This is a genomic window from Pseudomonas sp. Irchel 3H9, assembly GCF_900187495.1.
Classification (GTDB): domain Bacteria; phylum Pseudomonadota; class Gammaproteobacteria; order Pseudomonadales; family Pseudomonadaceae; genus Aquipseudomonas; species Aquipseudomonas sivasensis.
The window spans coordinates 963,636-978,433 of sequence record NZ_FYDK01000002.1 but is presented as its reverse complement, the minus strand read 5'-3'; the positions used below and the strand labels follow the sequence as shown (position 1 = coordinate 978,433).

General features: G+C 57.9%; 8 protein-coding genes and 6 pseudogenes. 3 read left to right on the top strand and 11 right to left on the bottom strand.

Annotated elements, in window-relative coordinates:
* Nucleotides 1-15: 15 nt before the first annotated feature.
* A pseudogene (locus tag CKW32_RS10350) lies at nt 16-1,451 on the bottom strand (cytosine permease).
* Nucleotides 1,452-1,726: 275 nt separating this feature from the next.
* Between CKW32_RS10350 and CKW32_RS10345 the strand changes: the two are divergent.
* Together CKW32_RS10345 and CKW32_RS10340 are read left to right on the top strand one after the other, a co-directional pair.
* Nucleotides 1,727-2,620 (top strand): annotated as a pseudogene (locus CKW32_RS10345) (LysR family transcriptional regulator).
* Between the two features lie 292 nt (nt 2,621-2,912).
* Entirely contained in the window at nt 2,913-5,153 is a 2,241-nt protein-coding gene (locus CKW32_RS10340; protein WP_095184823.1) for a bifunctional diguanylate cyclase/phosphodiesterase, read from the top strand.
* 112 nt (nt 5,154-5,265) lie between these two features.
* On the opposite strand, the pseudogene CKW32_RS10335 reads toward CKW32_RS10340, so the two are convergent.
* Nucleotides 5,266-5,655: pseudogene (locus tag CKW32_RS10335) on the bottom strand (LLM class flavin-dependent oxidoreductase); the annotation flags it as partial.
* A gap of 44 nt (nt 5,656-5,699) precedes the next feature.
* Here CKW32_RS10335 and CKW32_RS10330 point away from each other — a divergent pair.
* Nucleotides 5,700-5,846, top strand: a pseudogene (locus CKW32_RS10330) (IS3 family transposase); the annotation flags it as partial.
* 57 nt (nt 5,847-5,903) lie between these two features.
* On the opposite strand, the gene CKW32_RS10325 reads toward CKW32_RS10330, so the two are convergent.
* From CKW32_RS10325 to CKW32_RS10290, 9 genes and pseudogenes are all read right to left on the bottom strand, one after another.
* Complete coding sequence (locus CKW32_RS10325; protein WP_095185026.1) at nt 5,904-6,479, bottom strand: TetR/AcrR family transcriptional regulator; 576 nt, start codon at nt 6,477-6,479, stop codon at nt 5,904-5,906.
* Nucleotides 6,480-6,490: 11 nt separating this feature from the next.
* The gene (locus CKW32_RS10320) at nt 6,491-8,131 is read right to left on the bottom strand and encodes an AMP-binding protein (protein WP_032891447.1); all 1,641 of its coding nucleotides are present in this window, start codon (nt 8,129-8,131) and stop codon (nt 6,491-6,493) included.
* A gap of 78 nt (nt 8,132-8,209) precedes the next feature.
* Nucleotides 8,210-8,464: pseudogene (locus tag CKW32_RS28830) on the bottom strand (methyl-accepting chemotaxis protein); the annotation flags it as partial.
* Nucleotides 8,465-8,494: 30 nt separating this feature from the next.
* Nucleotides 8,495-9,118, bottom strand: a pseudogene (locus CKW32_RS28825) (PAS domain-containing protein); the annotation flags it as partial.
* Between the two features lie 393 nt (nt 9,119-9,511).
* Nucleotides 9,512-10,768 carry a GTP-binding protein gene (locus tag CKW32_RS10310; protein ID WP_095184821.1) on the bottom strand — a complete coding sequence of 419 codons (1,257 nt, stop codon included), beginning with the start codon at nt 10,766-10,768 and terminating at the stop codon, nt 9,512-9,514.
* Entirely contained in the window at nt 10,765-11,427 is a 663-nt protein-coding gene (nthB, locus tag CKW32_RS10305) for a nitrile hydratase subunit beta (RefSeq protein WP_095184820.1), read from the bottom strand. The genes CKW32_RS10310 and nthB overlap by 4 nt, the downstream gene beginning before the upstream one ends.
* Before the next feature lie 63 nt (nt 11,428-11,490).
* Nucleotides 11,491-12,084, bottom strand: coding sequence for a nitrile hydratase subunit alpha (nthA, locus tag CKW32_RS10300; protein WP_032891454.1), 594 nt, complete (start codon nt 12,082-12,084; stop codon nt 11,491-11,493).
* Between the two features lie 78 nt (nt 12,085-12,162).
* Nucleotides 12,163-13,677 carry an amidase gene (locus CKW32_RS10295; protein WP_095184819.1) on the bottom strand — a complete coding sequence of 505 codons (1,515 nt, stop codon included), beginning with the start codon at nt 13,675-13,677 and terminating at the stop codon, nt 12,163-12,165.
* Between the two features lie 180 nt (nt 13,678-13,857).
* On the bottom strand, nt 13,858-14,724 hold the full coding sequence (locus CKW32_RS10290; protein ID WP_032891456.1) for a transporter: 867 nt from the start codon (nt 14,722-14,724) through the stop codon (nt 13,858-13,860).
* Nucleotides 14,725-14,798: the final 74 nt, after the last annotated feature.

The window sequence follows — 14,798 nt, the reverse complement described above, 5'->3', positions numbered from 1 at the left end:
TTTATCGGTGAGTGCTCAGCCGGCAATACCTTCAAGCGCCAGTTGACTTTTGCGTTGCGCGGCAATCTCCGAGGAGCGTTCGAGGTTGCGCGTCAGCACGAAATACAGGCCACCGGAAATCAGCAGGCCGGGGATGAATGCGATATCCGCACCGCCCATTACTTCAGCTACCGGGCCAACGAAAAACGGGATAGAGAAGAACGGCACCATCGCGACAAACCCGACCAGATAGGCAAGCACGCCGCGCCAGGCCCAACGGCCATATACGCCGTGCGGATTGAATATTTCGGCGATGGCGTATTCACCTTTGCGAATCGCATAAAAGTCGACAAGGTTGACCGCCGTCCATGGGATCAAGAAGTACAGCATAAGCAGCACAAAGCCGTTGAAGCTGGCCATATAGGCATCCGGTAACGTCAACGCGATCACCAGCGACAACAGGCCAACTGTGCTCAGGCCGATCACTCTCACGCGGACACCTGGGCGCACTGGTCGGAAACCGTCCACTGCGCTGATGCCGGTTAGCATGGCGCCATAGCAGTTGATGCCGGTGACCGATAACTGTGCGACGGCGCCTACCAGCGCGGCGAATATGCCAAAGCCAGGGAATAAATAATTGCCGGTTTGCACCAGCGAAACGATGCCATCGGCGCCCGGTATATAGCTGGACAACACCGCCCCCAGAGACATCAGCCAGGCCGCCGAAGCAGCCGCGCCCAGGTACGTCCAGAAGATCAGCCTGGAGCTGGACGAGTCTTGGGGCAGGTAGCGCGAATAATCTGAGACATAAACCGAGTAGCTGATGTTATAGCCCGCTGCGAGTGACAACTGCACTAGAAACGCAGTGGTGTTCCAGCCCGAGCCAACCGGTGTTGGGGCCGCCGCTGGCAGTGCAGTAACAGCCATCAATGTCACGATGCCAAACACCGCAATTAGCAGGTATGTGAGCCAACGCTGCACAAAGTGCAATAGGTCATAGCCCACCACTGAAATCACAATGCTGATCGTAATCAACGTGGGGTACCAAAACCACGTAGAGCCCGGTAGAACCAACTGTATGGCTTGGGTTACCAAAAGACGCCGAACACTATAAAACCGATGTAAACAAAGATGGTCGCCGCAAACGGCACAATGGCCCCACGGCTGCCGAATTGCGCGCGTGACTGGATCATCTGCGGCATGCCCATCTTCGGGCCCTGGTTGGCGTGCAAGGCCATGAACACGGTGCCGAAGCCAGCACCTATGATAACCGCCAGTACACTCCACAGAATGCTGAGCCCCATGCTCGGCCCAACGAAACCGACCATCATGGTGAGAAACACAAAGTTTCCGGTAAACCAGAACGGGCCTTGGTGCCAGACCTTACCGTGTCGCTCTGTACTAGGCACATAATCGATTGAGCGAGTTTCAATGGTGGGTCTGCCCGACCCTCTACGTCGTTGAGTTGTCATACCGCACTCCGTAAACATTATTTTTCTTCTGGGGGAAGTCGTGCTCGCGTGGGCCGCAGTTGCTCCCCTTCCTGCAGGACTTCTGCCCAGCAGCACTGCGAGTATCGAAAGAAAGAAATGGCCGGTAAATCCTCCAGTACAGAACCTGACTTGCTTGAAATCGCAACTAAAGCACGGCCTCTTTCGGTACCGTTCAGGCGCATTGATTCGCAAGGCAAATTTACTGGTATAAGGGCTGTGCCTATGGCATTTGTGAATCTGCACCGGAGGTCTTGATGCTTACCAATTTCTCAGACGTGGATCTGCGCAAACTGCGCATCTTTTGCACTATCGTCGAGGCCGGAGGCTTCACCTCCGCGCAGGTACGCCTAAATACCAGCCTGCCCCGCTTGAGCACATTGGTGCGAGATCTGGAAGTTCGCCTTGGCTTCACCCTCTGCCGTCGCGGCAAGAGCGGTTTTCAACTTACTGAGCAAGGCGCCCAAACTTATGCTGCGGCGCAGGAGCTGTATGCTGATATCGACCGCTTTCATCAGCGGGTAGTCATGCTTAACCAGAAGTATCCAGAGTTCTTGCAGATAGGCAGCGTCGATAACCTGCTTTCGCTCGACCAGGCACCGCTACCGCGGGCCCTCGCTTCCTTTCGACTAGTCTCGCCTCGTACACGCATCGACCTGCAGGTAATGCGCGCCGACGAGCTTGAGCAAGCCGTGCTCGAAGGACGTCTGCACCTCGCGATTGGTTGTTTTAACCACCAGCTTTCGGGCCTGCACTACCAAGAGCTATTCGAGTAAGAACAAAATCTGTATTGCGGGCGCGGACACCCTTTCTTCGAGCGTCCCGACGAGCACTTTACGGACGAGGAAATCGGTGCTGCAGATTACGTCGACCGTGGCTATATGCTCGAAAGCCGCCGGCCACACAAATTGCGTTTCGGTAACTCGGTAAGCGCTTTTTCCATGGAAGCCATCGCCACGCTGATTGCATCCGGTACCTGCATCGGCTTCCTGCCAACCCACTATGCCGATATCTGGGTCGCGCGTGGGATGCTGCGTGTAATTGCACCGCAGCGGTTAAGGTATAGCGCATCATTTCACTGCATCACCCGGCAAGGGCAAGTGCCGACGGAGTCACTGGCCAAGCTGCTGCAGGCGTTGCAGACGGCATAGTCATTGGTGACATTGAAGCCGAGCACGCAAGTTCGAAAATCAGACAAACAAACCCGTTCGTACGGCAAGCGCGATGCCGGATAGGAGGAGGTTGAAATTGCTACGAGTCGAGAAAGCGAAGTTAGCCAAATGGCGGCCATCTGATACTGTTTTTTATGTTGGATCTGAGTCTTTATTTAACTTGGCTACGCTCTATAGAGTGTATATCCGACGCACAAGTGGACAGTGATCGGCCGCCACTATTTCTGGCTCTCTGAAGACCGGACGACCTCGAGAGTCTTCAGGAATTACCATGAACATCCGTCCGAGCTTTCACTGCAAGACCTTCCCCGAGTCGCAACGTGACATTCTTGGCATGATCGCGACCGATCAGCATCTGGGCGACGTACTTTGTGCCATCTGCCAGATGCTCGACACACAGTCCCCCGAAAGCCTCTGCTCTATCCTGCTGACAGATGCTGAGGGTAAGCACTTGCTCAACGGCGCGGCACCCGGCCTACCGGCCGAGTACACCGAGGCGATTGATGGTATGGCCATTGGTCCACAAGAAGGGACATGCGGCACCGCAGCGTTTCGGCGCGAGCTTGTGGTCACCGAAGACATCGCCCATGACCCGAACTGGGAGCGCTTCCGCAGCCTGGCTCTGGGACATAACCTGCGTTCCTGCTGGTCAGTCCCTTTGCTTTCCCATCAAGGTACCGTGTTGGGTACATTTGCCCTGTACCAAAAGCGTACCCATGCGCCGGACGAGGCGCAGATTCAACAATTGGTCTTTGCCGCCCAACTTGCAGTCATTGCAATCCGCCACGAGCGTGACGGACGGCGACTGGAGGAAAGCGAACAACATTTTCGTTCATTGTTCACCTATAACCCCAACCCAGTGTTCGCCCTCGATCTGGCCGGCAACATCCAGAGCGTGAATCCTGCAGGCCTGAAGCTGAAACCGCACACTGCAATCAATTTCATTGGCCATCATTTTTCCCAGCTGGTGCTCGATGAGGATCTGCAACGGGTCAGTCAGCATTTTTGCGCTGCCCGTGCCGGAGTGCCTCAGCGCTTCGAGGCACAGCTTCGCGACGAAAGTGAGCGACTGTTGACCATGGATATCTCCAACCTGCCCATCATGGTCAACGGAGAGATCGTCGGAGTATTCGGCATTGCCCGAGATATCAGCGAACAGAAACATTTCGAGCGCCAATTGCGCTTCAATGCCAGCCATGACCGGCTAACCGGTTTGCTTAACCGTGTTTCGCTTGAAGAACGGCTTGCTCTGGATTGCCACATCAGTCGTCGGCATAAGCGTTGTCTGGCGGTGATGTGCATTGATCTGGATGGATTCAAATCCATCAACGATTCGATCGGGCATTACTTCGGCGATCAGGTACTGATCGAAGTGGCGCAACGTATGACCCAGCAAGTTCGTCCCGGTGACACCATCTTGCGTATGGGCGGTGACGAATTCATCGTGCTGCTGCCCGACCTGCTTCGTGATGAGGACGTTGTACCGGTGGCCGAGCGGCTGATGGCCGGCATTGCCAGACCCTACTGCATCCAGGGTATTGACCTGCATGTGACTGCAAGTGTCGGAATCACCCTGAGCGATGGTCACATCGAGCAGCCGATGCAACTGATCCAGCAAGCTGACATGGCTATGTACAAAGCCAAGCAGCAAGGGCGCAATAACTTTCAGTGGTACACCAGCGACCTCAATCAGCGTGTTTGCGAGCACGCGAGCCTGCGCAATGACCTGCAAAAGGCTATCGAAACTCAGTCATTCCAGCTTCATTACCAACCGCAGATAGACGCGCGCACTGGGCGGGTGGTCGGGATCGAAGCGTTGCTGCGCTGGGAGCACCCTGAAAAAGGATTTATTTCACCTGCAGTGTTTGTGCCGGTGGCAGAGGACAGTGGGCAGATCATCCCGCTGAGCCTCTGGGTGCTCGATACGGCCTGCGCGCAATTACGCCTGCTGGGTGAGCAGGGCATAAAGGACATTTCGATGGCCGTGAATATTTCGCCGATGCATTTCCAGCGTGGCCAGTTCGTCGAGTCTATCCAGGCAGTGCTGAGCAAATACGGCCTCAGCACCGGACAGTTGGAACTGGAGATTACCGAGTCGCTTCTGCTGCATAACGTTGAACAGGCGATCGACACGTTGCATCGGCTCAAGGCGTTGGGGGTGCGCATTGCGTTGGATGATTTCGGCACTGGCTTTTCCAGCCTCAGTTACCTAAAGCGTTTGCCGATCGACAAGATCAAGATCGACCGCTCGTTCATCCAGGAAATTGCTACCGATCGTCACGATGCGGCGATCACCCAAGGCATTATTTCCATGGCCCATCACCTTAGCCTGACGGTGGTCGCCGAAGGTGTGGAAACCACGTCTCAAGTGGATTTCCTTAAAGGCAGTCGCTGCGATATTTTTCAGGGGTATTACTTTGCCAAACCGATGCCCTTTGCAGACCTCGAAGCTTTCCTGAGTCATCGCGCGTGCCGGACCCTGACGCCCGATCCTGTCTTGTCCCAGGCATGAAAATCAAACGCCAAAGCGAATTTTCAGATTTAGACGACGCCGGTTGTCCTGAACTACACTTCAACGGATTCTGATCGAGGTCAGTGTAATGCGACTGAGTGAAGGGCCTCTAGACGGAACTACATTGCTTCATGACGTCCAGCCGCCAAACTTCCACGACCAGCCGCTGTATGTTCGGTATGCGTGGGTAATTGACCCATCCGGTGCTCGCGCGCGCGATCCAATCCAGTGACTGGCGACTATCGCCGGTCACGAGCATTGGAAGGCGTTAGGTGGTGGGTTTAGGAATCAGGTCTGCGCCGCGCATTTCAACAGCGCTCCAGTGGATGGGCTCAAAACTTGTGCTGTGGGGTCGGCAAATCACCTCGTAGTGCTCTCGAAAGATTTCTCCGCGTCTTTCGGGATCGACGCCAAAAGCCGAAAACTCTATCGGACGATCGCCGGAAGCCTCCCCCAGAATCATGCGACCTGAGCTCAACTGATCGACGCTTGCTGAACCCTCGATGCCGCTGATAAGGAATCGTGCTCGGCCGAGCTTACAAGTAGCGGGGCAGGCCTCAAGGATTGTTATTGCACTCGGATCAAGGCTCGCAATAGGGCAATCGCCAGTTTCGTCAACGGCTTTGGCGTTACCGCATGCGCCAAAGCATGAGTCGTCGTGGAAACTGTTGGGACAATGCGCCGATGCAGAAGCGGCTTTCCACGCCATGATGGGCATCAGGTTTGAAATCCAGAGCAGGGCAGGGGCACTCAAGGTAGGGCGTTTATTGCGTGAATTACCGCATCGGCGATGGTCTTTGTAATAAGCCGACGCTGGCTGTTATCAACCTTCGGGCTCAGCCATATGGGTAGGCTGTTGAGCATGGGCAAAATCGCAGTAAGCGCCCCCTCGCGCAACGGGCCGCCGGGTTGATGGCCCAACTGGCCGACCAACTTCATGATTTCTGACTCATAGGCTAGCCTCAATCGCTCAACGCGTGCCTGCATCGGAGCGCCCAGGCAATTGGCATCCATGACCGCTAACTTGAAGTGCCCGGTCATCTGTTCATGCAATTTAAGATGGCCTTCGATCAGTTTTGTCAGGCGCTGCGCGGGCGTCAATCTTCGGATTTTGATCAGGTCGACGTGCGACAACAGCGCCTGATAGAGCTCTGTCAGCCATTCAAACAGCATTGCTTCCTTGCTCTCTACATGGTGATAAATCGCTCCCGGGCTGATTCCAACATGCGCCGCCAATTCCCGCATGCTGACCTGGCTGAAACTACGTTCCTTGAACAGCTCCAGGGCTCTGCGCTGAAACTCCGAGCGGCTCAGCGTGGGAACCATACGCCCGTGAGTCATGTGTCGAGTGCCTGCTGTTTGGCAATTTCCTGGTTGCGCAGAATGAACCGCTGCAACTTGCCACTCGGGGTCTTGGGCAGTTGTTCGACGAACTCGATTTCCCGTGGGTACGCATGCGCGGCCAAGCGCTGTTTGACATGCAGACGCAGGGCTTCCGCCAACTCGGCACTGGGCAGGTACTGACGGTTCAGCACCACAAACGCCTTGATCAGCTCGGTGCGTTGCGGGTCGGGCTTGCCGATCACCGCGGCTTCGACGACTGCCGGATGCTCGATCAGCGCGCTCTCGACATCGAAAGGCCCCACGCGGTAGCCGGACGTGGTGATCACATCGTCGTTACGGCCTACAAAGCTGATACTGCCGTCCTCATTGAGCTCAACGATATCGCCGCTCAAGTAGTAACGGTCGACAAACGCCTTGGTGGGCATGTGAAAGTAGCCATTGAACCAGCACAGGGGCGAGCGCGCGCGATCCACCGCCAGTACGCCCGGCTGAGCCGTCGGTAGTTCCCGATGCGCATCATCCAGCACGACAATCCGGTACCCGGGCACCGCATAACCGGCAGAACCCTCACGTACCGGATGGCGTAGCCCATGGTGATTGCACAGCACCATGCCAATTTCGGTTTGGCCGTAGTGGTCGTGAATGACCACCCCGAGCTGTTCGGCGAACCAACGGATGACTTGCGGGTTGAGCGGTTCCCCGGCGCTGCTGACGATACGCAACTGGCCACGCACGGCGTCGGCGAACTCGGCCCCGGCAGCAATCAGCAGGCGATAGGCCGTGGGCGAGCCGGCCAGGTTGCTGATCGCATACTTGGCGATAATCCGGCAGGTGCTTTCCACGGTGAAAGGGCCGTCATGGAACAGCGTGGCTCGGCCGCACGCCAGTGGCCCGGTCACTGCGTAATACAAGCCATAGGCCCAGCCGGGGTCGGCGAGGTTCCAGAAATGGTCGTCTTCGCGCAAGTCGATTGAATCGCGCATATAACTTTTGAAGGCCAGAATGGCGCTCAAAGGCACCTCAAGCGGCTTGGCAGGTCCTGTAGTGCCCGAGGTACACATCAGCAGGAAAGGCGCACTCGCGTCCAGCAGCTCAGGCGTGCAGTCGGCCTGTTGGCGACCGAGGGCGTCCCAGAAACCGTAATCGCTCGGGTGCTGTGGGGTGCCGTCTGTCACGATGACGCGAGGGCAGTCGGGGATGTCATCCAGTTTGGGACGATTGTGGGCATCGGTCACGATCCAGCGTGCCCCGGAGCAATCCAATCGCTGCTCGATCGCCTTGGGCCCGAATGCGGTAAAGAGAGGTTGGTAGACCGCACCGATGCGCCAGGTCCCGAGGATAGTAATCACCAGTTCAACCGTGCGTGGCATGAGTCCGGCGACACGATCTCCCGGCTGTACCCCTTGCGCTCGCAGAAAGTTGGCAAAGCGCGCAGCGTGCACCTGCAGTTCGCTGAACGTGTAGTGCGTGGCGCGACCATCCCGCGTTTCGCAGTACAGCGCCACGGCATTGCCATGAGCGTGCCGGTCGCAGCACTCGATGCAGGCGTTCAAGGCTCCCGGTTCGCCGTGCAAGTCTTGAGCAGCCAGTTGTAGATAGTCGAAGGTTGACACTGCTGAGTCGTAATCGCGCATAACGTACCTGATTATTATTGTTGGAATTTGCCCTACGCCCACGCAAGCCGCGCAGGCGCAAGGATGTTGCTAGTTGTCCATCATCTCGGCCGCTTGCTGGGTCGCCTGGCTGGTCCGCGTGGCTAGCTTGCGCACTTCATCGGCGACCACTGCAAACCCGCGACCGGCTTCGCCTGCTCGCGCCGCCTCAATGGCGGCATTCAACGCCAGCAGGTTGGTCTGGCTGGCAATGCCCTGAATGGTGGCAACAATCTGCGTCAGCTTGGTGAGGGTTTCCTGCATCACCCGATGTTGTTGCGCCTGCGCCTCGCGCATCGTGCTTTCTTCATGGTGGGCATGTATGTCGGTGATGGCACCCACCACCCGTTGCGGGGAGCCGTCCTGCGCGCGGCGCGTTTGCCCACGACCGCGAAACCAGCGGTAAGTACCGTTTTTATGTTTGAGTCGATAATCCACATCGAACGGCGTCTTGCCGCTGCGGTCGTCCACATGGGCGACGAATGCGCCGATGGCCCGCGCGCTATCGTCGGGATGCAAGCGCGAGGTCCAGCTTTCCAGGGTGTTGGGGAACTCCTCAACGGTGTTGCACCCCAGCAGTCGGCGCATTTGCGAAGACCACCAAATGGTATTTTTCGGGTTCGCTGGGTCGCCTGCTACCACCTCGATATCCCAAAGCCCGTCATGCAGCATTTCCCGGGAAATGTCGAAACGTGTGGCCGCCAGTTCGAGCGCCTCGTTGTGCAGGTACTGGTCATGAATGTCACGAACGGTCCCAGCGATGCAGAGCGCTGCGCCTTGCGCATCGCGACGCGAGGCACCACTTATGCTGCACCAGCGATAGTCGTCGCCGGGTGCAGGTTTCATCCGCACCTGGAGCGCAAATGCCGTCCGCCCGCTGCGATCAGCAAGGTGCCTGGCGAGCGCTGCCAGATGCACTTGCCGGTCATCCGGGTGCAACTGTTCACTCCACGCGCCGAGCTGATTCATAGCCTGGGCCTGGTTCGACGCTGGCCCCGTCCACGTCATTGAACATTCCGGCCCAGGTGCAGCGGTTCCATCCAGCTCCAGTTCCCAAAACAGTTCATCTGCGCCCTGTGTGATCAGTACCCAGCGCGCCTCCCATTGCCGCAACAGCGTGTCACGGCAGGCCAGGTGCTGTTCCAGTTGGCTGACGCGAAACGCCAGTGCGCAGGCCTGCTCCTTAACGGCTTGCCGCTCTTGCAGCAGTCGCTCGACGCTTGCCAGGATGCGGCGCACCAACCGGTTGTTCGACGACAATGGCGTGCTCGCCTGATCAGGCTGCTCCAGTCGGTCGGCGAGCTGCGCCAATACCCGGCGTGTGGTTCGGCTGAAAAAGAGCATGGGGCACCTCTACCTCGGTCAAATGGGAACCGCCTGCAAGGACTGCATCGGGGCCGATAAGGCCTGGGCGTCAAAGACTTTCGCTCCCGGCAGCGTTTGCCAGGCTGATGGGCCGGCGGCTATTTCCTGGGCACTCAGCAGGCAGTCGTCGAGGGCGCGCTGTAACACGTGGGTATCCAGATCCTGGCCGATAAAGACCAATTCCTGCCGGCAATCACCGACAATGCTGTCCCACTTGGTCATGATGCTTCGCAACCGATATTCATCCCGCGGCCATTGCGACTGCTCGATGAAGTTCCACCAGTGCCCGACATAGTCCCACTGGAACTGCCTGCCGCTGTGCACCAGCAGGCCGGTTTCCAGGTGCCGGCTGGCGAGCCAGAAGTAACCCTTGCTACGCAACAGCCGCCCGTTGCGCCAGGGGCGTTGCAGAAAATCGAGTAATCGCTGTGGGTGAAAGGGGGCACGCTCGCGGTACACCCATGACGTCACGCCATAGGTGTCCGACTCGGAGGCCGGTGTGTCGTCGGCCTGCATCTTTTTCATCCAGCCGGGTGATGCAGCCAGGCTGGGTAAATCAAACAGATGGGTACCGAGAATGCCTGATAGCTCAACGTTGCCGTGTGTCATCGGTATGATCCGCGCGGTCGGGTTAAGGCCGGTGAGGACCGCGTGCACGGCGTGATAACCGGGCTCGTCGATCAGGTCCAGTTTGTTGACGAGAATGACGTTGGCGTACTCCACCTGCTCAATCAGCAGATCTGCCAGATGGCGTTTGGGTGTGTCCGCTTGTGCGTCGTCGCGCGCCACGATATCCGGCGATTCGAGCAACGTCTGAAAACGACTGCCATCGACCACCGTCACCAAGGTATCGAGCCGCGCCAGTTCGCTGAGGCTGAAGCCTTCTGCGTCAAGAAATGCGAACGTCTCGGCAACCGGCATCGGCTCGGAGATTCCCGTGGACTCAATGAGCAGGTAGTCAAAACGTTGCTGGCGTGCCAGGGCACTGATCTGTTCGAGCAAATCGGCGCGCAGCGTGCAGCAGATACAGCCATTGCTCATCTCGATCAACTCATCTCGACCACGGTGCAGCGCCACGTCGCGCTGCACCTCTTCGGCATCAATGTTGACGTCGCTCATATCATTGACGATGACTGCCACTCTCAGGCCGTCGCGATTGCGCAAGATATGATTGAGCAGGGTGGTTTTGCCGGCGCCGAGGAAACCAGAAAGCACGGTCACCGGCAGTCGGCTCGCCTGGGCGCCGTCAATCATACGTTCACCGCATGTGAGCTGGCGGCCTTGTCCAAGTAGCTTTCGAACAGGTCGACCACCACAAAACCTTCATCGGCCGCATCCCCCCACAGGTCTTTCACGAGAAACTCGACGTGGTAGGTTGGCTGATGCGCAGCGTTCAAGTCGCCATGACCAATGGCGTCCGGAAAGGGCCATTTTTCTGAAGTCCGGTGGAGGACCACACCTTCCTTGCCGCGAACATAGGCCGGCATGCGGGTATGCCCGGCTACATACTCGTTGCGCACTACTACCCGGTCGCCGACTTCAAAAGGCGCTCGGCCAGTGACCGCCGGGCGGCCCTGCGCATGCGCGGGATTCGCCAGCTTGAAGTGAGAACCCAGGGCCTGATCGAGCTCCGCCTGGGTGATGACGCCGGTTTCGACCAGCAGGGTGGCGGTGGCGATGACATAGCGTTCGTAGTACTGGGTGCCGACATGCTGACGCACGTCCAGTTGCTCGACGGCGTGGCGCACTTCGTCCACGCTGAACTTCTTCAAGTGATCGGCACCGATAAACATCAAGCTGTACGCCAGGTGCTCCCAGTCCTGCTTGAACACGGGTTGGTAGCTCAGACTGTTGATGGTGTGAGGGACTTTGCCAAAGCCTTGGAAACCGCCGAGATCGTGAAAGCCATCCATCGTGGATACCTCTTAATAGAGAATGAATAGAGAATGAAAATTGAAAGAAACAAAGCACCCCGGTTACGCGACGTACGGTAGCGCCACGCCAATAAGGACATCCTTGGTAATCAATTTTCGAAGCGCCTCTTCATCCATGGATTCGCTGCCCTTTGGCCGCAGAGGCAGCACCAGATAGCGGCTTTCGGCGCTGGTGTCCCACACCTTGATGGAGACCCCGTCCGGCAGCTCCGTGCCCAGCTCCCGCAGCACGGTGCGCCCTTCGCGAACCAGTCGGGCGCGGAACTCGAAGCCCTTGTACCACTCCGGCGGCAAGCCCAGGACGGGCCAGTTGGTGCAGGAGCACAGGCTGCACACAATCACGTTTTTCACGCTGGGCGTGTCTTCCAGCGCAACAATGTATTCACCCTGCGGGCCGGTATAGCCAAATTGAGCGCACGCAGCGGTACCGTCCTTGAGCAGCAGTTCGCGAAACTGTGGGTCCACCCATGCCTTGGCCACTACCCGAGCACCGTTCTGCGGGCTCCATTCGTGTGCCATGAGCTGTGTCATGTGCTCGATGTAACCGTCGGGGATCAGGTCTTTTTGTTTGAGCACTTGCAGTAACGCCTGTGCTCGCTCACCCGGGGTTGATGGTTTTATTTCAGGTGTGGTCATCAGTTGGTTCCTCATCGTTGAGCTTCTAGGCAGCGCCCGGCGGCTTATTCTTTTGCGCTGCATGGGACGCATCGGCTACTAGCTGTTTTTCCAGTCAACCGATGCCTCGAAAGCCGCCGCAGCCTGGTAAATCGTGCCTTCGGCATAGTGTTTGCCCACTAGCATCAGCCCGACAGGTAAACCGTCTACCAGGCCGCAGGGAATCGACATGGCCGGATGGCCAGTGATGTCCTGTGCGGAGGCATTGCCGATCATTTCCAGCGCTCGGGCCACGTACTCGGTGATCGAGCAACCGGGCTCCGGGTGGGGTTGGGCAATGATCGGCACGGTGGGCATCACCAGCAGGTCATAGCGCGCCAATGCGGCGTCATACCCGGAGCGTGCCAGGCGCCTGAGGTTTTGTGCCTTGGCGTAGAAGCGACCGTTGTAGCGCTCCAGACCGTATTGCCCGACGAACATGCACAGCTTGAGAGAGGCGGACAGGTCATTCGCCTGATCGCGCCATCCGGCTTGTTTGTCCAGCAACCCGAGGTCATATAGCCCTTGCCAGTTAAAGCCGGCCCCATTGCCGTGCATCATCTGCATCATCAGGCCCTCACAGCCGATGGGGTGCCACAGCGAACCGGCAATCTTGTGCTCAGGCACTGACACCTCTTCGACGTGCGCGCCCATCCGTGCAAATGCGTCGATGGCATTGCGCACAGACGAGGCGACACGCGGATCCTGGTTGGGCAGTTCAAAGCCTTCGCGCAGGACGCCGATCCTCAGCCCGCTTACACCGCGCTCCAGGTAATCACTGTAAGCGTCGACCTGGGGCGCGGCTTGTCGCGGGTCGAGCCCATCCGCTCCCGCCATGACCTCCAGCATCAAGGCGTTGTCCCGTACGTTTGCCGTGATGGGGCCGGCATGATCGATAGTCGCCTCAATGGCCATGATCCCGGTGTAAGGCACCAGTCCGTGGGTCGGCTTCATTCCGTAAGTGCCGCAGAATGCGGAAGGAATCCGGATTGACCCGCCCTGGTCACCGCCGACTGCCAGGTCGACCTCGCCCGCGGCAACCAGTGCTGCGCTGCCGGAAGACGACCCACCCGAGGCAAATCCGTGGCGATAGGGGTTGTGCACCGGCGCCGGATCGGAGGTGTGACTACCACCGGATAGGCAGTAATGCTCGCATGTTGCCTTGCCGAGGATGGTTGCGCCGGCATCCAGCAAGCGGGAGACAACGGTGGCATCGAATGAGGGAACGAAGCCTTCAAGGGGCTTTGCACCATTCATCATCGGTACGCCAGCGAGTGAAATATTGTCCTTGAGTGCGACGGTTTTATTCGCCAACTTGCCTTCGCGGGCGCCGCTGACTTCCGTCCGGTAGTACCAGGCGTTGAGTGGGTTGTGTGCAGTCGAGGGTCGATAGCCCGAGCTGCGTTCGTAACGTACCGGCGGAATGAAGTCAGGCAGCTCGTCAATCAGGTCATAAGCGTCGAAGCTTGACTGCATAAGAGCCAGGTATTCATGGGCTTGCTCCGCACTTATCTGCATGTGCAGGCTGGTCGATACATCCAATAGCTGTTCAAGGGTGGGGCGAACAATTGGCATGGTTGGGCTGTCCTTATCGTAAGTGGCCGAAGAGCGCTGCGGCTCATCAAATTCAGTGGGCCTGGCGCTCACGATAGTCCGCGCCTCAAGTCGCAGGCTTGGTTGAGAAAGACATCGACTTGGCTGAGCCGGACACCGCTGTGCAAAGGCGCAAAGCGCACGCGGTCGCAGATCCTTGGGTTAAAAAATGCGCGCATAACGCAGGTTCATGCGGAAGTCTTCCTTGGTGCCGTTGTCCACCGAAAGGTCCTTGCCCAACTGCAGTTGAATCTGGTCTTGGGGGGTGACGAATTTGGTCGCGGTGAGACGAAAGTTGGTGGTGCCCAACTCGTTATCCTGATTGACGTGCTCAATGTTCGTCTCGCCCCCCCAGGTACGCCCGAAGCCGATACCAAATGCGGTGCTGGCGTCTGGCATGTAACGCCCCATGATCTGTGCTGCGTAGGAAACGTCCTGCTTCATACGGTCTGCATTTGCGCCGTAATCAGTGTTGTCGCCATACCAGGTAGCACCGCCAACCAGGTCCATCGCCCATTTTTCTGTGAAGTGTTTGACGTACGCACTCTGCAGTTCGAATTTCCAGCGGTTCTCTCCGAGATTGAGCGCGTCCTCCTTGTCATACGTACCAGTAGGCACATACAGGTAGGGGGCGATGCTGAGGGTGTCGCGGGCTTCGTTGAACCGCCATTTGACCGGTGCGGTGAGGATCAAGTCGCCAACGCCGCGAGTACTGCCCAGCGCTGAGGCGTCACCTGCGCTGGAGACGTGTCCGAAAGGCAAAAGAAATTGCGGGTCGATGGTGACGGTGTCAGAGAGTGCGTAGACATGCAGTAGACGCAGGATGCCGACGTCAGAGCTCACGTTGAAGTCAGAGCTGACCTTGTGTCCGTTGCTATAAGCCGAGTCCGTGGTGGCGTGCTGGTAGTAAATCGCCCCGATCGTAGCGCCGACCGGATATTGCTCATAATCGCCGGGCGCTACTTCACCGGCGTTGGCGTGAAGCACGGGCAACAGAGTAGAGAGCGTCAACAGGCGGATCTTATTCATCATTTATTCCTCGCACAGGGAGACCGGCCACCCGAGGAGGGTGGCAAGGCGGCAAAAGTTGGGGAGGTAAACGC

Coding starts and splice junctions, on each gene's coding strand:
- CKW32_RS10340 (WP_095184823.1), top strand. CDS start 2,913: ATGAACATCCGTCCGAGCTTTCACTGCAAGACCTTCCCCGAGTCGCAA.
- CKW32_RS10325 (WP_095185026.1), bottom strand. CDS start 6,479: ATGGTTCCCACGCTGAGCCGCTCGGAGTTTCAGCGCAGAGCCCTGGAG.
- CKW32_RS10320 (WP_032891447.1), bottom strand. CDS start 8,131: ATGCGCGATTACGACTCAGCAGTGTCAACCTTCGACTATCTACAACTG.
- CKW32_RS10310 (WP_095184821.1), bottom strand. CDS start 10,768: ATGATTGACGGCGCCCAGGCGAGCCGACTGCCGGTGACCGTGCTTTCT.
- nthB (WP_095184820.1), bottom strand. CDS start 11,427: ATGGATGGCTTTCACGATCTCGGCGGTTTCCAAGGCTTTGGCAAAGTC.
- nthA (WP_032891454.1), bottom strand. CDS start 12,084: ATGACCACACCTGAAATAAAACCATCAACCCCGGGTGAGCGAGCACAG.
- CKW32_RS10295 (WP_095184819.1), bottom strand. CDS start 13,677: ATGCCAATTGTTCGCCCCACCCTTGAACAGCTATTGGATGTATCGACC.
- CKW32_RS10290 (WP_032891456.1), bottom strand. CDS start 14,724: ATGAATAAGATCCGCCTGTTGACGCTCTCTACTCTGTTGCCCGTGCTT.